Origin of the sequence: Pseudomonas gingeri, assembly GCF_013386165.1 — a bacterium.
In the GTDB taxonomy this organism is placed as follows: domain Bacteria; phylum Pseudomonadota; class Gammaproteobacteria; order Pseudomonadales; family Pseudomonadaceae; genus Aquipseudomonas; species Aquipseudomonas gingeri_C.
The window spans coordinates 375,270-396,610 of record NZ_JACAOS010000022.1 but is presented as its reverse complement, the minus strand read 5'-3'; the positions used below and the strand labels follow the sequence as shown (position 1 = coordinate 396,610).

General features: G+C 61.9%; 18 protein-coding genes and 1 pseudogene. 8 read left to right on the top strand and 11 right to left on the bottom strand.

The annotated features are described in order from the left end of the window. Positions 1–8 precede the first annotated feature (8 nt). The 3 genes and pseudogenes from ureG to HX866_RS29335 all read left to right on the top strand — a co-directional run bounded on the left by ureG (position 9) and on the right by HX866_RS29335 (position 2,091). Positions 9–623, top strand: a complete 615-nt coding sequence (ureG, locus tag HX866_RS29345; RefSeq protein ID WP_103495679.1) for an urease accessory protein UreG — start codon at positions 9–11, stop codon at positions 621–623. A 42-nt stretch (positions 624–665) separates the two neighbouring features. Further along, positions 666–752, top strand: a pseudogene (locus HX866_RS29340) (HupE/UreJ family protein); the annotation flags it as partial. A 205-nt stretch (positions 753–957) separates the two neighbouring features. Continuing rightward, positions 958–2,091, top strand: a complete 1,134-nt coding sequence (locus HX866_RS29335; RefSeq protein ID WP_177140955.1) for an AGE family epimerase/isomerase — start codon at positions 958–960, stop codon at positions 2,089–2,091. A 125-nt stretch (positions 2,092–2,216) separates the two neighbouring features. Here HX866_RS29335 and HX866_RS29330 read toward each other — a convergent pair whose 3' ends face one another. The 8 genes from HX866_RS29330 to amaB all read right to left on the bottom strand — a co-directional run bounded on the left by HX866_RS29330 (position 2,217) and on the right by amaB (position 12,258). Then, on the bottom strand, positions 2,217–2,981 hold the full coding sequence (locus tag HX866_RS29330) for an SDR family oxidoreductase (protein WP_177090443.1): 765 nt from the start codon (positions 2,979–2,981) through the stop codon (positions 2,217–2,219). Positions 2,982–3,829: 848 nt separating this feature from the next. Then, entirely contained in the window at positions 3,830–4,546 is a 717-nt protein-coding gene (locus HX866_RS29325) for an ABC transporter ATP-binding protein (RefSeq protein ID WP_121136216.1), read from the bottom strand. Further along, a complete protein-coding gene (locus HX866_RS29320) occupies positions 4,543–5,418 on the bottom strand; it encodes an ABC transporter ATP-binding protein (protein WP_177140954.1) in 876 nt (291 codons plus the stop codon). Before HX866_RS29320 ends, HX866_RS29325 begins: the two co-directional genes overlap by 4 nt. Next, the gene (livM, locus tag HX866_RS29315; protein WP_177090445.1) at positions 5,411–6,712 is read right to left on the bottom strand and encodes a high-affinity branched-chain amino acid ABC transporter permease LivM; all 1,302 of its coding nucleotides are present in this window, start codon (positions 6,710–6,712) and stop codon (positions 5,411–5,413) included. The genes HX866_RS29320 and livM overlap by 8 nt, the downstream gene beginning before the upstream one ends. A 3-nt stretch (positions 6,713–6,715) precedes the next feature. Continuing rightward, positions 6,716–7,630 carry an ABC transporter permease subunit gene (locus HX866_RS29310; RefSeq protein WP_100939679.1) on the bottom strand — a complete coding sequence of 305 codons (915 nt, stop codon included), beginning with the start codon at positions 7,628–7,630 and terminating at the stop codon, positions 6,716–6,718. Positions 7,631–7,800: 170 nt separating this feature from the next. Further along, positions 7,801–8,934 carry a branched-chain amino acid ABC transporter substrate-binding protein gene (locus tag HX866_RS29305; protein ID WP_177090447.1) on the bottom strand — a complete coding sequence of 378 codons (1,134 nt, stop codon included), beginning with the start codon at positions 8,932–8,934 and terminating at the stop codon, positions 7,801–7,803. Positions 8,935–9,297: 363 nt separating this feature from the next. Further along, positions 9,298–10,581: an L-pipecolate oxidase gene (amaA, locus tag HX866_RS29300; RefSeq protein WP_177090449.1), complete on the bottom strand. Its 1,284-nt coding sequence runs from the start codon at positions 10,579–10,581 to the stop codon at positions 9,298–9,300. Positions 10,582–10,767: 186 nt separating this feature from the next. After that, positions 10,768–12,258, bottom strand: coding sequence for an L-piperidine-6-carboxylate dehydrogenase (gene amaB / locus HX866_RS29295; RefSeq protein WP_177102810.1), 1,491 nt, complete (start codon positions 12,256–12,258; stop codon positions 10,768–10,770). Positions 12,259–12,422: 164 nt separating this feature from the next. Between amaB and HX866_RS29290 the strand changes: the two genes are divergently transcribed. The 4 genes from HX866_RS29290 to HX866_RS29275 all read left to right on the top strand — a co-directional run bounded on the left by HX866_RS29290 (position 12,423) and on the right by HX866_RS29275 (position 16,505). Then, positions 12,423–13,328: a LysR family transcriptional regulator gene (locus HX866_RS29290; protein ID WP_177090454.1), complete on the top strand. Its 906-nt coding sequence runs from the start codon at positions 12,423–12,425 to the stop codon at positions 13,326–13,328. 284 nt (positions 13,329–13,612) lie between these two features. Then, positions 13,613–14,812 carry a nicotinate phosphoribosyltransferase gene (pncB, locus tag HX866_RS29285; protein WP_177090456.1) on the top strand — a complete coding sequence of 400 codons (1,200 nt, stop codon included), beginning with the start codon at positions 13,613–13,615 and terminating at the stop codon, positions 14,810–14,812. Between the two features lie 60 nt (positions 14,813–14,872). Next, a complete protein-coding gene (gene nadE, locus HX866_RS29280) occupies positions 14,873–15,700 on the top strand; it encodes an ammonia-dependent NAD(+) synthetase (protein ID WP_177090458.1) in 828 nt (275 codons plus the stop codon). A 109-nt stretch (positions 15,701–15,809) separates the two neighbouring features. Beyond that, positions 15,810–16,505 (top strand): hypothetical protein, encoded by a 696-nt coding sequence (locus HX866_RS29275; RefSeq protein WP_177140953.1) that lies wholly within the window; start codon positions 15,810–15,812, stop codon positions 16,503–16,505. Between the two features lie 33 nt (positions 16,506–16,538). Here the strand turns inward: HX866_RS29275 and azu are convergent, their stop codons facing one another. Further along, positions 16,539–16,985: an azurin gene (azu, locus tag HX866_RS29270; RefSeq protein WP_177140952.1), complete on the bottom strand. Its 447-nt coding sequence runs from the start codon at positions 16,983–16,985 to the stop codon at positions 16,539–16,541. A gap of 419 nt (positions 16,986–17,404) precedes the next feature. Between azu and HX866_RS29265 the strand changes: the two genes are divergently transcribed. Beyond that, positions 17,405–17,581: a hypothetical protein gene (locus tag HX866_RS29265; protein ID WP_177090464.1), complete on the top strand. Its 177-nt coding sequence runs from the start codon at positions 17,405–17,407 to the stop codon at positions 17,579–17,581. A gap of 289 nt (positions 17,582–17,870) precedes the next feature. Here the strand turns inward: HX866_RS29265 and HX866_RS29260 are convergent, their stop codons facing one another. After that, the gene (locus HX866_RS29260) at positions 17,871–18,782 is read right to left on the bottom strand and encodes a transglutaminase family protein (protein ID WP_177090466.1); all 912 of its coding nucleotides are present in this window, start codon (positions 18,780–18,782) and stop codon (positions 17,871–17,873) included. Beyond that, positions 18,782–21,268: a circularly permuted type 2 ATP-grasp protein gene (locus HX866_RS29255; protein ID WP_177140951.1), complete on the bottom strand. Its 2,487-nt coding sequence runs from the start codon at positions 21,266–21,268 to the stop codon at positions 18,782–18,784. The genes HX866_RS29260 and HX866_RS29255 overlap by 1 nt, the downstream gene beginning before the upstream one ends. Between the last annotated feature and the right edge of the window lie 73 nt (positions 21,269–21,341).

The following is a 21,341-nucleotide window of genomic DNA, read 5'->3' as shown; positions in this document are numbered from 1 at the left end:
AGAAGATGATGAACGCACAACCTCTGCGTGTCGGTATCGGCGGCCCAGTGGGCTCCGGCAAGACCGCCCTGACCCTCGCCCTGTGCCTGGCCCTGCGCGACCGCTACAACCTGGCGGTGGTCACCAACGATATCTACACCCGCGAAGACGCCGACTTCCTGGTGCGCAACGAGGCCCTGGCCCCGGAGCGGATCATCGGCGTGGAAACCGGTGGCTGTCCGCACACCGCGATTCGTGAAGATGCCTCGATCAACCTCGAAGCCGTCGATCAGTTGAACCGCCGCTTCCCGGGGCTCGACCTGATCCTGGTGGAATCCGGAGGCGATAACCTCTCGGCAACCTTCAGCCCGGAACTCTCCGACCTGACGATCTACGTGATCGATGTGTCGGCCGGCGACAAGCTGCCACGCAAGGGTGGGCCGGGGATCTGCAAATCCGATCTGCTGGTGATCAACAAGATCGACCTGGCACCGCTGGTGGGTGCCTCCCTGGAGATGATGGACAGCGACACCCGGCGCATGCGCGGCGACAAGCCGTTTGTCTTCAGCAACCAGAAAACCGGACATGGCCTGGACGCCATCGTCGCCTTTATCGAACGACAAGGCCTGCTGACAGCGGCCTGATGCCTGGGCCCCCCTCTCTCTCAACACGCCGGAGCTGCGCCCATGACATTGAATAAAATCCTCAGCACCCTCGCCCTGCTGCTGATGCCCGCCGTCGCCTTCGCCCACCCGGGCCATGGCGACAGTGGCTGGGGGCGGGTGCTGCCGCAAGCCGCGGCACCACTGGTGCGCGTGGCCGGTGTCGCGGCGGCGGCGACCGGCGGCTCCTACAAGGAACCGTATTCGCTTAACTGACTGGCATTGGGGCAAGCCCGCCCACCACAAGGAACAGCATCCTCCGTGACCGCCTGTTAACATGTCGCGCAAACACCCCCTTGCCCGACGATCCCAGCCGATGCCCGATGTTTCCAGCTCTGCCTGCACACCAGAATTGAAGACCCTGTTCGCGACCGTGCAACAGCACTTTCGCCAGACCATCGTGCCGCTGTGGCAAGGCCCCGGCTGGAACGCCGACATGGCACTGCCCTACGAAGCGCTGGACGCCGAGCATCGGCCGTTGCCAGCGCAACGCTATCGCGCCATGGCCTGCGCCCGTCAGCTGTATCTGTTTTCCAGCCTGATCGGCGACCCCGCCTTCCCGACCGCAGATGAACGCGCCGGTGCGCTGTTCCGCTCGTTGCAGCGGCACTTCCACGATGCCGAGTATGGCGGCTGGTTCTACAGCATCGACCCGCAAGGCAAACCGCTGGACACCCGCAAGGATCTCTACACCCACGCGTTCATCCTCTTCGCCTGCGCTCATTACTGGGCCAAGGTTCGCGAACCGCTGGTGGAGTCGGTGCTCAACGCCGCCCTGGAAGTGATTGCCGTGCGTTTTGCCAATGGCGACGGTTTGTATGAAGCAAGCCTGGAACGCGACTGGTCGCCGTTGGGCAGTGGGCCCTTGCAGAACCCGCTGATGCACTTGGCCGAAGCCTTCCTGGCGATCTTGTCGGTGCGCGAAGATGCAATCACCGAGAACGCACTGCAGGCCCTGGCGGCCGGCATGCAGCAACGCTTTATCGACCGCACTCACGGCGTGATGCTGGAGAAACCGCTGGGGGCTGTGGATAACTGGTTCGAACCGGGCCATCAGTTCGAATGGCTGTTCCTGCTGGAATCATCGCCTTTACTGCGCGGCACGGCGCTGCATGGCTCGCTGGATCGTGCGTTCGCCTTCGCCGAACAGTCGGGGGTCGATCCGCAAAGCGGCGCGGTCAGCGGCATGCTCGACACCAACGGCAGCCTGCGCGATGGCACCCAGCGGATCTGGGCCCAGGCCGAATACCTGCGGGCGCTGACGTTGCGTGTGGATAACTCGGCGCGCCTGCAGCACCAACTGGCCGCCTTGCAGCAGCACTTCCTGCACGCGGGCGGCTGGCATGAATGCCTGGATGCCAAGGGCGAGGTCAGCCGGCGCGATATGCCGTCGACCACGCCTTATCACCTGGCAACCTGCCTGAGTGGCCTGGCCGACTACTTCGGCTAAGCCCTCGGTCCCCCTGTAGGAGCCGGCTTGCTGGCGATGGCGCCAGTTCAGACGGCGCAAGGCTCAAGAGCCTCATCGCCGGCAAGCCGGCTCCTACAAGTTTTGTAGCGGTCTCAGACCCGATATCAGCCCTTGTTCCGCTCAATGGCAAACCCACTCCAGGTCTGGCTCACCGGCATCAGTTCCAGGCTGTTGATATTCACGTGGGCCGGGGTGTTGAGCACCCAGAAGATCGTATCGGCGATGTCCTGCGGCTGGATCGGTTCGGCACCGGCATAGGTCGCATCGTAACGCGCCTGGTCACCGGCAAAACGCACCAGCGAGAACTCGCTTTCACACAGCCCAGGCTCGATATTCGTCACCCGCACGCCGGTGCCCTGCAGGTCGCAACGCAGGTTCAGGGAGAACTGTTTGACGAACGCCTTGCTCGCGCCATAGACATGGCTGCCCGGGTACGGGTAGTTGCCGGCAATCGACCCCAGGTTGATGATCCCCGCCCCACGGCCATGGGCGATCAAACGTGGCAACAGCAGACGGGTGCTGTACATCAGGCCCTTGATGTTGGTGTCGACCATGGTGTCCCAGTCGTCCAGGTCACACTTGGGCGCCGGATCGACGCCCAGGGCCAGGCCCGCGTTGTTGATCAAGCCACGCAGCTTGGCGAAGCTCGGCGGCAGATTGGCGATGGCCTCTTCCATGGCCTTGCGGTCGCGTACATCCAATACCAGGCCATGCACTTCAGTCTGCTTCGACAGCTCCGCGCACAGGGCATTCAGGCGCTCTTCGCGACGGCCGGTGAGCACCAGCTTCCAACCGGCCTCGGCAAAACGACGGGCACAGGCCTCGCCAAAACCGGAAGTCGCGCCCGTGATAAACAACGTGGATGTCATGGAGTTCTCCTTGCTCGGCCCTCTGGGCCACCAGAAATGAATACGGTCGTTGCGCAGCATGCCTCAACGCCCGCCCGTGAAGAAATGGAATATTGAAAAGCATGAAGTTGTACGAAAAATGATCATCAACGGCAAAGCCATATAACACGTGGCCTGGAGCCTGCTGTACGCACCTTATCCACAGCCCCGTCCACAGTATCCGGGGGCAACTCGAAAACCCGCCGATCCCCGGCACACAAGGCCTCCAGCGCTACTGCCAAAGTTTTTCCCTTGACCCCGCAACATCCGTTGTGCAGCCACCCCTGAAAAAGTCCCCACGGACGATTTTTCGCCAGTGGCTCCAGGCCAGTAACTACGCCGCCCAGGGGCATGTTTCCAGAGTTTGCCCACAGAGTTATCCACAGGTAGTGCAGGGGCGCTCCCGGGCGCAGGGCGTGACAATATACCTGTTGACAAAATGCCTCGGCGCATTGCAAAACGCCACTGATCAAAAAACAACCAGACCGCTGCAAGCCACGGTTTCAAAGGCTCTCAGCCAGCTACTCCCACGTTACCCACAGCCACCTCCACAGCAAACGGGGACAAGTCAAATTGATGACAAAACAATCATTTGCAGCGGTTTCATGTCGCACTTTGGCAGGTTGTTCAGATTGTTTTCCACAATTTCGGATCCAGGCTGTGGACAGACAAAAAAACGCCCCGGATCCGAGGATCACGGGGCGTTTCAGAAGGTTCACATTACCTGTAGGAGCTGGCTTGCCAGCGATGAGGACTTCAAAGGCGATGCAAGTCTCCAAGGCCTCATCGCCGGCAAGCCGGCTCCCACAATGACCGCGCCAGGACAGAACTCAGTGCCCGCCCAGGTAGGCGTTACGCACCTCTTCGTTGACCAGCAGCTCTTTACCGGTACCACTGAGGCGAATCTCGCCGTTGACCATCACATAGGCCCGGTCCGACAAGCGCAGCGCGTGGTTGGCGTTCTGCTCCACCAGGAAGATGGTCATGCCCGAGGCCGCCAGCTCGCGCAGGGTGGCGAAGATCTGTTTCACCACGATCGGCGCCAGCCCCAGACTCGGCTCGTCCAGCAACAGCAACTTGGGCCGGCTCATCAACGCCCGGGCAATCGCCAGCATCTGCTGCTCGCCGCCGGACATGGTCATGGCGCGCTGGTTACGGCGCTCCTTGAGCCGGGGAAACAACTCGAACATGCGCTGCATGTCCTCGTCGACGAACCGGTCGCCAATGGGGATGGTGCCCATCTGCAGGTTTTCTTCCACGGTCATGTCCGGAAACACCCGGCGGCCTTCCGGCGACTGGGCGATACCGTTGGAGGCGATGTAGTGGGACGACTTGTGGGTAATATCGACACCGCGGTAGATGATCTCTCCCGCAGCGGCCCGCGGCTGGCCGAAGATCGACATCAGCAACGTCGACTTGCCCGCACCGTTGGAGCCGATCAGGCTGACGGTTTCGCCTTCATTGATGTGCAACGAGACTTTTTTCAGGGCCTGGATCGGTCCGTAGAACACTTCCAGGTTCTTCAGCTCGAGGATAGGTTGACTCATACCAGTTCCTCTTCATCGGCGCCCAGGTAGGCAGCAATCACTTTCGGGTCGTTGCGAATGGCTTCCGGGCCACCTTCGGCAATCACGTTGCCGTGGTCCAGCACCACGATGTGGTCGGAAATACTCATGACCATGCCCATGTCGTGTTCGATCAGCACCACGGTCAGGTCGTGCTCGTCGCGCAGCAAACGGATCATCGCGCTCAGCGCTTCGGTTTCCTGAGGGTTGAGGCCCGCCGCCGGTTCGTCGAGGCAGATGATCCGCGGCCGCGTGCACATGGCCCGGGCGATTTCCAGACGGCGTTGCTGGCCGTAGGACAGTTCACCGGCCAGACGGTTGGCGCAGTCCACCAGGTCGACCACTTCCAGCCAGTAGAACGCGGTGTCCAGGGCGTCGCTTTCAGCCTTGCGGTAACCCTTGGTATTGAGGATCCCGGAGAGCATATTGCGGTTGACCCACATGTGCTGGGCCACCAGCAAGTTCTCCAGCACCGACATTTCCTTGAACAGGCGAATGTTCTGGAAGGTCCGGGCCAGGCCCGCACGGTTTACCAGATGGGTGCCGCCGAACATCTTGTAGTAGAGCCGGCTGAAGAAGGTTTTCGGCGAAGCGAAATCCCCCAGGCGGAAGGATTCGCCCAGCAGCTGGATCACGTTGGTGCGCTTGTCGCGCACATTCAGTTCGATCTTGCCGCCGGTGGCCTTGTAGAAACCGGTCAGGCAGTTGAACACCGTGGTCTTGCCCGCGCCGTTAGGACCGATCAGGGCAAAGATCGAGTTGCGTTTGACCTGCAGGCTGACGTCGCTGAGGGCCTTGATCCCACCGAAGTGCATCATCAGCTTTTCGACTTTCAGAACGATGTCATCACTCATGGTGAGCCCCTCCCACCAGAACGCCCTTGCGCGGGGTGACCCCGGTGCGGCTGATGCGGATCAGGCCACGTGGCCGCCAGATCATCATCAACACCATCAAGACGCCGAACAGCAAGACGCGGTACTCGGCGAAGCTGCGCAGCAACTCCGGCGCCACGGTCAGTACAAAGGCGGCGATCACCACACCGATGGTCGAACCCATGCCGCCCAGCACCACGATGGCAAGGATCAGCGCCGACTCGAAGAAGGTGAAGGAGGTCGGGTTGACGAAGCCCTGGTAGGTGGCGAAAAACACCCCGGCCAGACCGGCGGTCGAAGCCCCCAGGGTGAACGCCGAGAGCTTCACCAGCACGTGGTTCAAACCCATGGAGCGGCAGGCGATTTCGTCTTCACGCAAGGCTTCCCAGGCGCGGCCCACCGGCATGCGGGTCAGGCGATGCTTGATGTAGAGCACGGCCAGTACCACCAGGAACAACACCGCGTAGATGAAATAGTATTTCACGTCCGGGTTGTAGGCGATGCCGAAGAACTCATGGAAGGGAATCCCGCCCTCCTTCGCCCGCTTGCCGAATTCCAGGCCGAAGAAAGTCGGCAGCGGTGCCGCCATGCCGTTCGGACCGCCGGTCAGCGACAGCCAGTTGTTGAGGATCAGGCGAATGATCTCGCCGAAACCCAGGGTCACGATGGCCAGGTAGTCACCGTGCAGGCGCAGGACCGGGAAGCCGAGGATGCAACCCGCCAGTGCCGCGGTGATGGCGGCCAGCGGCAAGACGCTCCAGAACCCCAGGCCCAGGTATTGATAACCCAGCGCCAGGCCGTAGGCACCGATGGCGTAGAACGCCACATAGCCCAGGTCCAGCAGGCCGGCGAGGCCGACCACGATGTTCAGGCCCAGGCCGAGCAGGACGTAGATCAGACCGAGGATCACCACGCCCAGCAGGTAGGAGTTGGAGAACACCGGAAACACCACCGCGATCACGATCAGCAGCGGGATGACCCAGCGCAGGCTCGACTTGTGGTCCGCCGGCAGCACATGCACGCCGGAACCGGTGCTCTCGAAGCCTTCGAGAATCCGCAGGCCCTTGGACGTTTGCAGGAACAGGCTGAGGGCAAAACGGCCGAGCATCACGATCGCCACCAGCCAGGCGACGCGGGTGGGTTGCAGGTTGAAGCTGTAGCCCTCCAGGACGACCCCGACAATGGGGCCGAAGACAATCAGTGCGACCAGGCCGGCGAGAATGGCGTCAACCAGGCTTTTTTTGATATCGAGCGATTTTTGAGTGGTTGAGGACATTGCTTACACCTTCGACACAAGAGGACGGCCCAACAGGCCTTGCGGCCGAAAGACCAGTACCAGGACCAGCAGCGAGAAGCTGAAGACGTCCTTGTAATCCGAGTTGACCAGGCCGGAGAACAACGATTCGGAGATGCCGAGGATGATCCCGCCCAGCATGGCGCCCGGCAGCGAGCCGATACCGCCAAGCACCGCGGCGGTAAACGCCTTGATGCCGATCACGAAGCCGGCGTAGAAATCGAAAGTGCCGTAGTTCATGGTGATCAGGACACCGGCCAGGGCCGCCATGGCCGCACCGATGATGAACACATAGGAGATCACCCGATCGGTGTTGATCCCGAGGATCGACGCCATCTTGCGATCTTGCTGGGTCGCGCGACACATGCGGCCCAACTTGGTGTACTTGATGACATAGGTCAAAAGGCCCATGCCGAGGAACGCAGCCACCAGGATAAAGACCTTGGTGTAGGTGAGCTGGACAAAACCGGTGCCGACATCGACGCGCCAGGCGCCGGTGAGCAGCGTCGGTACGCCTTGTTGCTTGGCGCCCTGGGCGATCTGCGCGTAGTTCTGCAGGATCAGCGAAATACCGATGGCGCTGATCAGCGGTGCCAGTCGGGTGGAGTTGCGCAGGGGCTTGTAGGCGATGCGTTCGATGACCCAGCCATACACCCCGGTGACGATGATGGTGAAGACCAGTGTGCCGAGCATCAGGAGCGGGAAGGATTCAATACCGAAGTAAGCCAGCAGAGCCAGACTGATTGCCGCGAGGTAAGCGGAAATCATGTAAACCTCGCCGTGGGCGAAGTTGATCATGCCGATGATGCCGTAGACCATTGTGTAGCCGATGGCGATCAGGCCATAGACCGACCCGAGGGTCAGGCCGTTGACCAGTTGCTGCAGGAAAATACCATCCATAACGCAATCTCACGCATTTGAGAGACTGCACAGAAGCGCACCGCGACGGCCGGGGTTCAACCGCCGTCGCAGCACAGCCATGTGCAGTTCTACGAGAAAAGACAGGTACTGCACGGACACGCTTGGCGACTGGCCGGCGCACGGGGCGCCAGCCGGGTCAGGCCTTCATGTCACTTCTGTTTTTCCAGCTGATGGTATTTACCGTCTTTGTCCCACTGGTAAACCACGTAGTCGGAGACTTTCAGGTCGCCCTTGGCGTCCCAGGTCTTCTCGCCCATCACGGTTTTGACCGGGTGCAATTTCAGCCATTTGGCTGCGTCTTCACCTTTGTTGGACTTGGCACCGTTGAAGCCGGCAGCCAGGGCCTGGATCGAAGCGTAGGCGTACAGGGTGTAGCCTTCTGGCTCGGTACCGGCTTTGCGGAAGGCTTCAACGACAGCCTTGCTGTCCGGCAGCAGGCGTGGGTCGGCGCCGAAGGTCATCAGCACGCCGTCAACGTATTGCGGGCCGCCAGCGGTGGTGACCAGCTCATCGGTGACGATACCGTCATCGGACATGAACTTGACGTCTTTCAGGCCTTCGGTACGCAGTTGCTTGACCAGTGGACCGGCTTCCGGGTGCAGGCCGCCGAAGTAGACGACGTCGGCGCCGGCGGCACGGATCTTGGTGACCAGGGCGCTGAAGTCTTTCTCGCCACGGGTCAGACCTTCATAGATCACCGGGGTCACGCCGCGCTTGATCAACTGGGCCTTGGTGGCATCCGCCAGGCCTTGGCCGTAGGTGTCCTTGTCGTGGATGACCGCGACTTTCTTGCCCTTGAGCACGTCAACGATGTAGTCGCCGGCGACGATACCTTGCTGGTCGTCACGCCCGCACATACGGAACATTGCACTCAGGCCACGTTCGGTCACCTGTGGGTTGGTGGAACCCGGGGTGATTGCGATGATGCCCGCTTCGTCGTAGATCTCCGAAGCCGGGATGGTGGAAGAGGAGCAGAAGTGCCCGACAACGCCGGCGACTTTCTGGTTGGTCAGGTCCTTGGCGACCGTCACGGCCTGTTTCGGCTCACAGGCATCGTCGCCCTTGACCAGGACGATTTTCTCGCCGTTGACGCCGCCCGCCGCGTTGACCGCATCGGCCGCCGCTTGTGCACCTTTCATGTACTGCAGGCCAAATGCTGCGTTGGCACCGGTCATCGGACCCGCTACGCCGATCTTGACATCAGCCTGGGCAAACGCAGAAACACCCAACGCGGCAGCCACTGCGAGGGCTACAAAGCCTTTCTTGTAAAACGTCTGGGACATGAGGTGGTGCTCCAAGGTTTTTTTAGTTGGCACTGCGACTTCAATGAATGCTCAGAGCAAGGGGCGTGCCATAGGTTTTTTGTTCTGCAAAAAGTCGCTGTCTTATTGTTTTATGGACTGTTTCGGACCCTTTTTAACTGGGCGTGCAACCGTCTAAACCGCTGAAGGTGAAACCTTTTAAGAAAAAAGGCGCAACCCGACGGTGCCACTATTGCAACCATGGCGCCGAAGGGCGTGCAACCACCCTGTAACAACGTGCGTCACCGAAGTGCACACTCGCGGTGCGCAACTGCTACATCGCGCACCATTACAGGCTAGCCGTGTCGAACAAAAGCGCCGTCCGATTGAGCATTTTTTGTTGTATCAAATGACAACTCGCAAGCACTGGCCCGCGTGATACAGCGAAAAACCCGCCTCATAGAGGCTACTGCGCAAGCCCACCGCAGCTATCGGCCGCATAGGTGCGAAGGGAATCGGCAGGGCTTGAGGATTTCCGTTACACAGGTAATCGGCGAACGCCTTGCCGACCACCGTCCCCGTGGTCACCCCCCGGCCGTTGTAGCCGGTGACTGCCACTAAACCGGGCGCCGGTTCGAACAGGCGCATCAGATGGTCGGGGGTGAAGGCGATACAACCGGTCCAGGTGTACTCCCAGTCGACCTTTTTCAGGTAGGGAAAATAGTGCTGTTGCACCCGATCAGCCCAGGCCCGCAGGAACCACGCCGGTTTCTGGTTGCCGTTGCCCAGGCTGCCCAGCAACAGGCGACCGTCGGCATCGCGGCGAATACTGCTGAGCACCTGGCGGGTATCCCAAGAGCCCTGCCCGCCCGGCAGGATCTGCCGCGCGGCCTCTTCGGTCAGCGGGCTGGAGGCGACCTGGTAGTAGTAGCCCGGAAAGAAGTTGCGCCGCAATTCGGTCCATTCGCCTTCGGTGTAGGCGTTCGAAGCCATCACCACCTGTTCGGCGCTGACCGCGCCCTCGGCGGTCTGCACCGACCAGCGCTGGCCCTGGCGCTCCAGGCGGGTCACCGGGGAATGATCGAACAGTTGCGCGCCGAGCCGCGATGCGGCTTTGGCCAGGCCCGAGGTATAGGCCATGGGGTTGAGGGTGCCGGCACGCCGGTCGAGCAAGGCGGCGGCGATCTTTTTGGTCCCCGTGGCGATTTCGCAGTCCTGGCCGGTCAGCAGTTCCACCGGTGCACCGCGACGTTTCCACTGCGCTTCACGGCTGCGCAGGTCGGCCTCGCCCTTGGCGTTGTGGGCCATGTGCAAGGTGCCTTCGCGGCGCAGCTGGCAATCGATGCCATGCTTGTCCACCAGGCTGAAGACCAGGGCCGGCGCCGCCCCCAACATGCGGTTGAGCTGACTGCCCACCGCCTCGCCGAAACCGGCTTCGATCTCGTCAGGGGGAATCCACAGCCCGGCATTGACCAGCCCCACGTTGCGCCCAGAACCGCCGTGGCCGGTGCGATGAGCTTCCAGCACACAGACGCTCTTGCCTTGTTCACGCAGGTGAATCGCGGCCGAGAGGCCGGTGATCCCTGCGCCGATGACACAGACATCGACCTTGAGCTCGCCCTTGAAGGACGGAGCTTCTGGCCGCTGCGGCGTCAGTTTTTCCCATAGACATTCTTCGCGTAACGGCATTGCCAGACTCCGAAAATGAAACCCAACAAACTCCTGAACTGAACACTGTCCCCGCGCCCCCTGTAGGAGCGAGCTTGCTCGCGATGGACGCAAGAACGCCGCGTGTTTCCAGATACGGCGCGTTATCGTTGACGTTTATCGCGAGCAAGCTCGCTCCTACAGGGGTGTGGGGGGCGTCTCCGGTGTTCAGTCGAAGGTAATGCCCTGGGCCAGCGGCAATTCCAGCGAGTAGTTCACGGTGTTGGTCTGACGGCGCATGTAACCGCGCCAGGCGTCCGAACCCGACTCACGACCACCGCCGGTCTCCTTCTCGCCGCCAAAGGCGCCGCCGATCTCCGCGCCGCTCGGGCCGATGTTGACGTTGGCAATGCCGCAGTCGCTGCCCACCGCCGACATGAACTGTTCGGCCTCACGCACATCGGTGGTGAAGATGCACGAAGACAGGCCTTGTGGCACCGCATTGTTCAAACGCAGGGCTTCGGCGAATTCGCTGTAGCCGATCACGTAGAGAATCGGCGCAAAGGTTTCGTGGCAAACCACTTCACTCTGCTCCGGCATCTCGACGATGGCCGGCGACACGTAATAGGCATTCGGGAAGGTGTCCTGCAACTGGCGCTCGCCACCGAATACCCGGCCGCCTTCGCTCAAGGCCTGCTCCAGGGCGTCCTGCATGTTCTCGAAGCTCTGCTTGTCGATCAGCGGACCGACCAGGTTGCCTTCCAGCGGATGGCCGATGCGCACCTTGGAATAGGCCGCTTTCAGACGGGTGACAATCTCCGCCTTGACCGACTCATGGGCAATCAGACGACGCAAGGAGGTGCAACGCTGACCAGCGGTCCCGACGGCGCTGAACAGAATCGCCCGCACCGCCATGTCCAGGTCGGCACTTGGGCCGAGGATCATCGCGTTGTTACCACCCAGTTCCAGGATGCTGCGGGCAAAACGCGCAGCGACTTTCGGCGCCACTTCGCGGCCCATGCGGGTGCTGCCGGTGGCGCTGATCAGCGCTACACGCGGGTCATCCACCAGCGCGGCACCGGCGTCGCGGCCGCCGATGATCACCTGGCTCAGGTACTCAGGCGCATCGCTGAAGTTCTTCAGGACGCGCTCGAACAGCGCCTGGCAGGCCAGCGCGGTCAACGGCGTCTTCTCCGAAGGTTTCCAGATCACCGAGTTGCCGCAAACCAGTGCCAGGGTGGTGTTCCACGCCCAGACCGCGACCGGGAAGTTGAAAGCGCTGATGACGCCGACCACACCCAGCGGATGCCAGGACTCACGCATATGGTGGCCTGGACGCTCGGAGGCGATGGTCAAACCGTACAGCTGGCGCGACAGGCCCACAGCGAAGTCGCAGATATCGATCATTTCCTGCACTTCACCCAGGCCTTCCTGGGTGATCTTGCCGGCTTCCCAGGAGACCAGCTCACCGAGGTCGGCCTTGAATTCGCGCAACACTTCGCCGAACTGGCGCACCAGCTCACCACGGCGCGGCGCCGGCACCTTGCGCCAGGCGTCGAAGGCATGCTCGGCACGGCTGACCTGCTGCTCGACCTCGGCCGGGCCTTCCCAGTTCACGCCGGCGATGCGGCTGCCGTCGATGGGCGAATGCACGGGCTGTTTGCCCTGTTGATACAGCGCCGGGTTCACACCAAGACGATCAAGCAATGCGGCAACCATGGAGGTCACTCCTGTAGGCGAAAAACGGAAAGCTTCAGTCGCAAAAAACACGACGATTCAGGCCTTCATTTGTAGCGGCCTTCAGCTTTGCCAACAAACGACGATTAGGCGAGATATCATTCCATTTATTCATGCAGCGCAAGACAGAAGAAAAAGGCCCGTCCATGCTGAATAAAAGATACCTGCCTTCGATCACGGCCCTGCAATGTTTCGAGGCCGTCACCCGACATCTGAGCTTCACCCGCGCGGCAGAAGAGCTGAACCTGACCCAGAGCGCCGTGAGCAAGCAGGTCGCACAGCTGGAAGAGCTGTTGCAGCACCTGCTGTTTCGCCGGGTACGGCGCCGCCTGCAACTGACGCCGGCCGGGGATCTGTACCTGGTGGAAGTCCGAAAAATCCTGACCCAGGTGGAGATGTCGACCCACTACCTGCGTTCCTACGGCGGTGAAACCGAAGTCCTGCGGGTGTCCACACCCTCGACCTTCGGCGCTCGCTGGCTGGTGCCGCGACTCAAGGGCTGGCGCCTGCGTCATCCGCATATCCACCTGGACCTGTGCAACGAACAGGAAGCCGACGACCTGTTGCAGGGCCGCAGCGACCTGGCGTTCTATTTCGGCCAGGGTTCGCGGCCGGGTACCGAATGCGTGAGGTTGTTCGGTGAAGAGCTGGTGGCGGTGTGCGCGCCGGCCTGCCTGCCGGAAAAACCCTTCAGCGATCCGACCCAACTGAGCGAGCTGGTCCTGCTGCAGAATGCCTCGCGCCCCCAGGCCTGGCACGACTGGTTCGACAGCCAGGGTTATCACACCGAGCACAGTTACCACGGGCCGCGGTTCGAGACCTTCTATATGTGCATCCGGGCGGCCCAGGTCGGCTGCGGCGTGGCGTTGCTGCCCAGGTTCCTGGTGGAAGAAGAGCTGGTCGAAGGCAAGCTGGTGCTCGCCTGGCCCCATGCGATGCCCGGCCATGACGCCTATTACCTGGCCTACCCGGAGCATTCGGCGGAGGTGCCCAAGGTGCGGGATTTTGTCTCCTGGATGCTGGAGCAGCTCGACCCTCTCACTCAGACCTGATCCCCCGGTGATTGTGGCGAGCGGGCTTGTCGGAACGCCGCTCTCGGCTGCGAAGCAGTCGCAAAACCTGCCCTCGCGATCTGCCAGATACACCGCGCGCAACGGTTTGAGGGCCGCTTCGCGCCCCAGCGCGGGCAAGCCCGCTCGCCACAGAGGTGGGTCCGGCATGACCTCTCGCTAAAAATCGCTGGTAAAACGGCCAACGGATATGCGCCACTAGCGGTCTTCATTCAAGAACTGCCAGGACGCCGATGCCACGCGCGACCGGCATGGAGATACCCGTTATGAGCGATAAGGCCTTTGGCGATCGCATTGTGCAGAACCTGCTGGACACCGACTTCTACAAGCTGACCATGATGCAGGCGGTGCTGCACAACTACCCCAACGTCGAAGTCGAATGGGATTTCCGCTGCCGCAACAGCGAAGACCTGCGTCCGTACCTGGCGGAAATCCGCTACCAGATCGAACGCCTCGCCGAACTGAGCCTGAGCGCCGACCAGCTGGGCTTCCTCGAACGCATCAGCTTCCTCAAGCCGGACTTCCTGCGCTTCCTCGGCCTGTTCCGCTTCAACCTGCGTTATGTCCACACAGGAATCGAGAACGGCGAGTTGTTCATTCGCCTGCGCGGCCCGTGGTTGCATGTGATCCTGTTCGAAGTGCCGCTGCTGGCCATCGTCAGCGAGGTGCGCAACCGCTATCGCTATCAGGAAACCCTGCTGAGCCAAGCCCGCGAACAGTTGTACCGCAAGTTCGACTGGCTCAATGCCAATGCCTCCACCGAGGAACTGGCCGAGCTGCAGGTCGCCGACTTCGGCACCCGCCGGCGCTTCTCCTACCGGGTCCAGGAAGAAGTGGTCAGCGTGCTCAAGCACGATTTCCCAGGACGCTTCGTCGGCACCAGCAACGTGCACCTGGCACGCGAATTCGGCATGAAACCCCTGGGCACCATGGCCCACGAATGGATCATGGCCCACCAGCAACTCGGCCCGCGGCTGATCGACAGCCAGATCGCCGCGCTCGACTGCTGGGTCCGCGAATACCGCGGCCTGCTCGGCATCGCCCTGACCGACTGCATCACCACCGATGCCTTCCTCAAGGACTTCGACCTGTACTTCGCCAAACTCTTCGACGGCTTGCGCCACGATTCCGGCGACGCGGTCACCTGGGCAGAAAAATGCATCAATCGTTATCACCAGTTGGGCATCGATCCCATGAGCAAGACCCTGGTGTTCTCCGACAGCCTCAGCCTGCCCAAGGCCCTGGGGATATTTCGTGCATTGCGCGGTCGGATCAATGTCAGCTTCGGCATCGGCACCAACCTCACCTGTGATATCCCGGGGGTGGAACCGATGAGCATCGTGCTTAAAATGACCGCCTGCAACGGCCAGCCCGTGGCGAAGATTTCCGACGAGCCGGGCAAGGCCCAGTGCAAGGACCCGAATTTCGTGTCCTACCTGCGCCATGTGTTCCAGGTCACCGACTAGAAAATCGCCCAGCCGTACCCGATCAACCCGTTCCAGACCCCATCCCGCAAGGAGTGAATCATGCAAGCCGTACAGCGCCAGATTGCTGAACAGCTCAAGGTCCAGCCACCGTTCGCCGACCAGGCCGCCCTCGAAGCCGAAGTGGCGCGACGGATCGTCTTTATCCAGGATTGCCTGCTGAGCTCCGGGCTCAAGACGCTGGTGCTCGGCATCAGCGGCGGCGTCGACTCGCTGACCGCCGGCCTGCTGGCCCAGCGCGCCATGCGCGAGTTGCGCGAGCGCACCGGCAATCTGGATTACCGCTTCATTGCGGTGCGTTTGCCCTACGAAACCCAGTTCGACGAACACGACGCCACGGCGTCGGTGGACTTCATCGGCCCCGATGAGCGCCATACGGTGAACATCGGTCCGGCAGTCAAGTCGCTGGCCGCGGAAGTCGCCGCCTTCGAAGGCAAAGCCGCGGTGGCGCGGGATTTCGTTCTCGGCAACACCAAGGCGCGGATCCGCATGGTCGCGCAATACACCATTGCCGGTGCCGCCCACGGCCTGGTGATCGGCACCGATCACGCGGCGGAAGCCGTCATGGGTTTCTTCACCAAGTTCGGTGACGGCGCCTGCGACCTGGCACCCTTGAGCGGACTGGTGAAAAACCAGGTCCGGGCCATCGCCCGGCACTTCGGCGCCCCGGAGTCCCTGGTGGAAAAGATCCCCACCGCCGACCTCGAGGACCTGGCACCGGGCAAGCCCGACGAAGCCTCCCACGGCGTGACCTATGCCGAGATCGACGCCTTCCTGCACGGCGAGCCGGTGCGCCAGGAAGCCTTCGATATCATTTGCCGGACGTACGAAAAGACCCATCACAAGCGCGAGATGCCATTCGCGCCATGATTCGTCCGGCGGGAATGTCGTAGGAAAGGTCTATTTTTCCGCGTAACACTTGAGGCAGCATCGGGCACTGGGCAGTCTTCGCCGCATCTAGTTGGCAGGGCTCCCTCCGATGCTGCTCAATCGCAAATACCCCAAGTGGCAAGCGCAAACCGTGCTCCGTCACCCCTGGTTTTTTCCGCTGCTCGGTGCTCTTGGGGTGATCTGCTGGGTCGCCACCGCCGCCAGTACCCCCGACAACCAGGCCGCCGGCCAACCCAGCAAGGCGTCTTTTTTGCTGATCGCGCAGATGCCGGCGCAAATCGCCTTGCGCGCCAACGCGCACTACATCCCGAAAGCCAACCAGACCGGCTGCCCCTATCAACCGCCAGTGCTGCACTTCAATACCTTGCTCGCCGACACGCCCCACAGTTCCGACTTCAAGGTCCCCCTGGGCTACGAATTGCCTGACTGCCAGCTGTATCTGAGTGAAGTGGACTTCGAGACCGAGGGCTTTTACGGGCCTGACAACCTGAACCGCAGCATCACCCATAGCGGCTCGATTGCCGTGCGTGACAACCTGCGACCGGGGGTATCGGGTTTTCCAACTTCAGGGGAAAAACACTATGACGGCTTGTGCGGCTGGGAGATTACCAACCCCGACGCCCTCTTCGGACCGGGCCAGGTTCTCACCTGCCATGCGCTGGACGATCAGGGGCGGGTGATTGGCGGCAATCGCAAACCCTCCAAGCTCGGCGGAACCCTGAGCCTGGATGACCTGCAAGGCAAACGTATTCGCCTGAATCTGAAAATGAAGGATCAACCCTGACCCGCGCCGCTGGGGTCAGGGTTGCAACGCGGGTTACTTGAGGACGACCGCGCCTTTCATGATCGAGTTGTGGCCCGGGAACGAGCAGAAGAACTCGTAGCTTTCACCGGCAGTCAATTTCGACACGTCGAAGGTCACAGAGTCCTTTTCACCGGCACCAATTATCTTGGTGTGGGCGATGATGCGGGTGTCGCCGTCCTTCAGGTAATTCTTGTCGATCCCGGCACCCATGCCATCAGCGGCGATCCCGGCCATGTCGGAGGCCTTGCTCAGCACCCAGTTATGGCCCATGACGTTCTTCGGCAGGCTGCCGGCATGGCTCAGGTTCACGGTGAAATTCTTGCAGCTCTTGTCGATGCTGATTTCCTTGACGGTGAAGGACATCTGGTCGGTGGAGTCGACATCGACCGAGCAATCGGCGGCAAACAACTGGCCACTGGCGAGGGCCAACAACGATACCGCAACAACTTTGGCGAACATGGTGAATCTCCAAGGCAGGGTATTAAAATCAAGGGTCAAACGGGGAGATTGCCCGAAATCAGCGGCAGTTCTCCTGATCTGTATCAACAGATTGTATACAATCCTAAGCTATCGCTTCGATGGATACAATCAAACAGCCAGACGAACTGGCGCCCCCTAACATTAAGACGTTCTCACTCAACGGAGCGTCTACCATGTCTATCAACAGCCTGCTGCAAAGCTTGCTCGCCGCTTACGCCTGTGGTGCCAGCGGTACCTTTGAAGGGCCTTCGCGCGAGGTTTAATCCTTGGAGAGTTGTCGGCCAGCCTTTACTCTGGGGTCAAGCTTGTCGCGAAAAACCATTGTTTCGTGTGCTGCGCCACGAACACAGGCAGAATACGCGCCGCTCAACCTCACCTTCGACCCCAGAGGATCGCCCATGGCCAAACCCAATTACTCCTTTGCCAAACGTCAGCGCGACCTGGCCAAAGAGCAGAAGAAAGAGGAAAAACTGCAACGCAAGAAAACCACCGCAGAAGAAGAGGCTGCGGCCCTGTTGAATCCGGAAGCGGAAAGTGCGGAAACCGAGGCGCAGGACCCAACGCCAAACGCCTGATCGATTGATGCTGTCTTGCCCGGCAACGCGCAACCACGATTGACGTAGTCCCTGTAGGAGCAGCCGGTCGACGCTCGATTGCTCGCGATGAGGCCCCCAAGCCTTGCGGCGTTCTTAGTAACGCCATCGCCAGCAAGCCGGCTCCCACATTAGGACCGCGTCTCACCACAAAAGTATCGTGTTGCCAAAGCCTCTGTAGGAGCTGGCTTGCCAGCGATGAGGCCCTTGAGCCTTGCGGCGATCTTACTGACGCCATCGCCAGCAAGCCGGCTCCTACAGGGGGGCCGGTTTAGCCGGCGGGCCGCCCCACATCCCCCATCGGCATCACCGTCACCTGGACTTCCGGGTCATGGCTGCCGCCCCCCAGAATCACCCCACGCAACGGCGACACATCGGAAAAATCCCGGCCCCAGGCCAGGGTGATGTGCTCCAGGGCCGGCTGCACATTGTTGGTCGGATCGAAATCCACCCAACCCGACACCGGACAGAACACCGACACCCAGGCATGGGAGGCATCGGCGCCGATCAGGCGCGCCTGGCCAGGCGGCGGCTGGGTCAGCAGATAACCACTGACATAACGCGCCGCCAGGCCCCGCGAGCGCAGGCAGGCGAGCATCAGGTGGGCAAAGTCCTGGCAGACCCCGCGCCGTCGCTCCAGCACCTCCACCAGCGGCGTGGCGACCTGGGTCGCTTCGGCATCGAAGGTGAACTCACTGAAAATCTTCTCCATCAACGCCTGGACACCCACCAGCAACGGACGCCCGAGCGGGAAGCAGCTCTCGGAAAACTCGACGAAGCTTTTCTTCAGATGCACGTAGGGCGATTCGAAGCGATAACGGCACGCCTCGAGAATCTGTGGATTCAACCCCTGGCCGCTATAGGTCAGGGCGTTGCGGGTGTCCTCCCAAGCGGCGGACAGATTGAAATCCACTGCCGGTCGCGCCAGCACCTCGACATTCAGCCAGGCATTGACCAGCAGTTCGTCATGGGGCCGCTCGAATGCCAGCCGGGTCAACGGATTGCCGAACACATCGAGTTCATCACGGCGACTGGTGGGCTCGGGGCTGATCTTCAGCATCTGCTCGCTGCACACTTGCCAGTCACAAGCCCGCGGCCACAGGTGGGCGAGCTGCTGGGCCAGGGACACCGGGCTGTCGTAGTGATAATGGGTATCGTGGAAAATCTGGTAGAGAGCACTCATCACACGGACACCGTCTGCTGGCTGACATCGTCGACATGGGCAAAATGCCGCAAGGCCAGGCGATCGGACACCTGGCTGCTGGCATCGGCGACCTCTTGCAACAGCTCGGCCAGACCGTCGAGCACATCACGCACGCCGGTATCGCCGAACAGGGCGCTTTCCAGGTTGCCCAGGTCGAAACGCCCCAGGCGCTCGACCAACTGGTTCAGCCCCAACTCCCGTGGGACACCGAAGTCATCGTTCAAACGGCGCAAGGTACGACTGACCAATTTCAGTTGGAACAACACGGCATGGGGGTTCTGCTCATCCAGCAGCAGCAGGTCGAGCACCGGGATCAGTTGAGGCACCGCCAGGTAGCGCGAACGGTAGGTGATGCTGCTGTTGCCCAGTTCCAGCAACCATTCCAACCCGGCCTGATCGAACACCGCAATGCCGCGCAGGAAGGCCGCGAGGCTGCTGCTGAGAAATTGCAGGCGCTCGATGCGCCGGCCGATCATCAGGAAACGCCAACCCTCGTCGCGGGTCATGTCGTCCAGGGCAAAGCCGGACAAGGCCGCCAGGGACATCACCAGGCGGTTGAGGAAATCCAGCAGCTCGCCGAAGTTCGGGTCTTCACTTTCCAGGCTCATCGCCTCGCGTTGCAGCTCCACCAGCGCCTGCCAGTTTTCCCGTGACAGCTTGCCGCGCACCTGGGAGGCCGCCCACTGCAAGCGCTGCAGGTTGGAGCGCAGGCTGAACGGCCAGTCGTCGCCGAGCAGGGCCGCCAGCAGGCGTTCGGGCAACTCGCCTTCGTCCGGCAGCAGCATCAGGCTTTCGCCGAGGTCCACCGCCGCCTGCAAGGCTTGCGGATCGTCGCCGTCGACGTAACGCGCCAGCATGATCCGCAACAGGCGCGCACTGTCATCGCAACGCTCGCAGTAGCGGCCGAACCAGAACAGGTTTTCCACCACCCGCGACGGCAGGTAGGGATCGCGCCGCACCAGATCGCGAACCCCGAGGGCACGCTGGGTGCGCCAATGCTCACCGCTGGGCGTGCGCTCGCTGAGCACCCAGGTGTCCTTGCTGGCGCCGCCGCGCTGCATCGACACCACCTCGGCGTCGGCCTCGGCCGCCACCCGCGTCAGGCCACCGGGCAACACCCGGTAGCCGTCGGCGCTGGCCGCGGCATACACGCGCATACCGATGGCCCGTGGTTGCAGGGCACCCTCCTCGGCTTGCCAGATCGGCGCCTGGGACAGTTGCGCCAGTTCCTGGGCGACATAAGCGTAAGGCCGTGCGCGTATACGCTCGGCCAGGGCCAGGCGTTGTTCGTCATCGAGGTCACGGCCAAACACCGGGACAAAACTCTGGGACGGAAACGCCGGTTTGATCAACAGTTCAGGCAGTTTTTCCAGGGCCTGAGCCAGCACCGGCGGCTCGCCGCACCACCAGGTGGCGATGGACGGCAGGATCAGTTCCTCGCCGAACAGGTGCTGGTTGATCCTCGGCAGGAAGCCCAACAGGCCAGGGGACTCCAACACGCCGCTACCCAGGGCATTGGCCACCAGCACCCGGCCCTGGCGCACGGCCTCGAGCAAACCGGGCACGCCCAGGGCCGAGTCGGTGCGCAACTCCAGCGGATCGCAGAAGTCGTCGTCGAGCCGGCGCATGATCGCATGCACCCGTTGCAAGCCACTCAGGGTCTTGAGGTAGACCGTGGCGTCGCGCACGGTCAGATCGCCGCCTTCCACCAGCGGATAGCCCAATTGGCGCGCCAGGTAGAGGTGTTCGAAATAGCTTTCGTTGAAACGGCCCGGGGTCAGCAGCACCACCAGCGGCGACTCGGCATCGCTCGGCGCCTGGCGCACCAGGGTCTCCTGCAAAGTGCGGAAGAACCCGGCCATGTGATGCACCCGCAGGTCGCGGTACAGGTCGGGGAAGGCCCGCGACACGATGGTGCGATTTTCCAGGGCATAACCGGCGCCGGAAGGGGCCTGGGTCCGATCCGCCGTCACCCACCAGCGACCGTCGGGCGTGCGCGCCAGGTCCACGGCGAACAGGTGCAGAAAGGTCCCGGCCGGCGGCTGGATGCCTTGGCAAGGCCAGAGAAAATTGTTGTGCCCGAACACCAGCTCGGCGGGCAACAGGCCGTCGCGAATCAGGGTTTGCGGGCCATACAGGTCCGCCAGCACCGCGTTCAGCAGCCGGGCACGCTGGGCAATGCCCGCCGCCACACGCTGCCATTCGTCAGCGGGAATGATGTGCGGCAACAGGTCGAGTTCCCAGGGCCGATCAGCGCCCTTGGGGTCGGCGTAGACGTTGTAGGTCACGCCGTTTTCCTGGATCTGCCGGGCCAACAAGGCCTGGCGCTGAGCCAGTTGCAAAGGCGTGCTGCGTTGCAATTGGTCAACCAGCGGCTGCCAATGGGCACGCACAGCTCCGCCGTCGTCCAGCAATTCGTGATAGGTCCCCGCTGTCAGCGGGTAGCGGTCAAGCAGGTCGGGCATGGAAAGCTCGGCAGACGGCAAGGGCAATCAGGTTAACGCAGACAGATGACGCACGGATACGCGAAAACTCCGT

Coding starts and splice junctions, on each gene's coding strand:
- HX866_RS29335 (WP_177140955.1), top strand. CDS start 958: ATGCCCGATGTTTCCAGCTCTGCCTGCACACCAGAATTGAAGACCCTG.
- pncB (WP_177090456.1), top strand. CDS start 13,613: ATGAGCGATAAGGCCTTTGGCGATCGCATTGTGCAGAACCTGCTGGAC.
- HX866_RS29260 (WP_177090466.1), bottom strand. CDS start 18,782: ATGAGTGCTCTCTACCAGATTTTCCACGATACCCATTATCACTACGAC.
- livM (WP_177090445.1), bottom strand. CDS start 6,712: ATGTCCTCAACCACTCAAAAATCGCTCGATATCAAAAAAAGCCTGGTT.
- HX866_RS29310 (WP_100939679.1), bottom strand. CDS start 7,630: ATGGATGGTATTTTCCTGCAGCAACTGGTCAACGGCCTGACCCTCGGG.
- ureG (WP_103495679.1), top strand. CDS start 9: ATGAACGCACAACCTCTGCGTGTCGGTATCGGCGGCCCAGTGGGCTCC.
- HX866_RS29255 (WP_177140951.1), bottom strand. CDS start 21,268: ATGCCCGACCTGCTTGACCGCTACCCGCTGACAGCGGGGACCTATCAC.
- HX866_RS29325 (WP_121136216.1), bottom strand. CDS start 4,546: ATGAGTCAACCTATCCTCGAGCTGAAGAACCTGGAAGTGTTCTACGGA.
- amaB (WP_177102810.1), bottom strand. CDS start 12,258: ATGGTTGCCGCATTGCTTGATCGTCTTGGTGTGAACCCGGCGCTGTAT.
- nadE (WP_177090458.1), top strand. CDS start 14,873: ATGCAAGCCGTACAGCGCCAGATTGCTGAACAGCTCAAGGTCCAGCCA.
- azu (WP_177140952.1), bottom strand. CDS start 16,985: ATGTTCGCCAAAGTTGTTGCGGTATCGTTGTTGGCCCTCGCCAGTGGC.
- HX866_RS29290 (WP_177090454.1), top strand. CDS start 12,423: ATGCTGAATAAAAGATACCTGCCTTCGATCACGGCCCTGCAATGTTTC.
- HX866_RS29275 (WP_177140953.1), top strand. CDS start 15,810: ATGCTGCTCAATCGCAAATACCCCAAGTGGCAAGCGCAAACCGTGCTC.
- HX866_RS29265 (WP_177090464.1), top strand. CDS start 17,405: ATGGCCAAACCCAATTACTCCTTTGCCAAACGTCAGCGCGACCTGGCC.
- HX866_RS29320 (WP_177140954.1), bottom strand. CDS start 5,418: ATGAGTGATGACATCGTTCTGAAAGTCGAAAAGCTGATGATGCACTTC.
- amaA (WP_177090449.1), bottom strand. CDS start 10,581: ATGCCGTTACGCGAAGAATGTCTATGGGAAAAACTGACGCCGCAGCGG.
- HX866_RS29305 (WP_177090447.1), bottom strand. CDS start 8,934: ATGTCCCAGACGTTTTACAAGAAAGGCTTTGTAGCCCTCGCAGTGGCT.
- HX866_RS29330 (WP_177090443.1), bottom strand. CDS start 2,981: ATGACATCCACGTTGTTTATCACGGGCGCGACTTCCGGTTTTGGCGAG.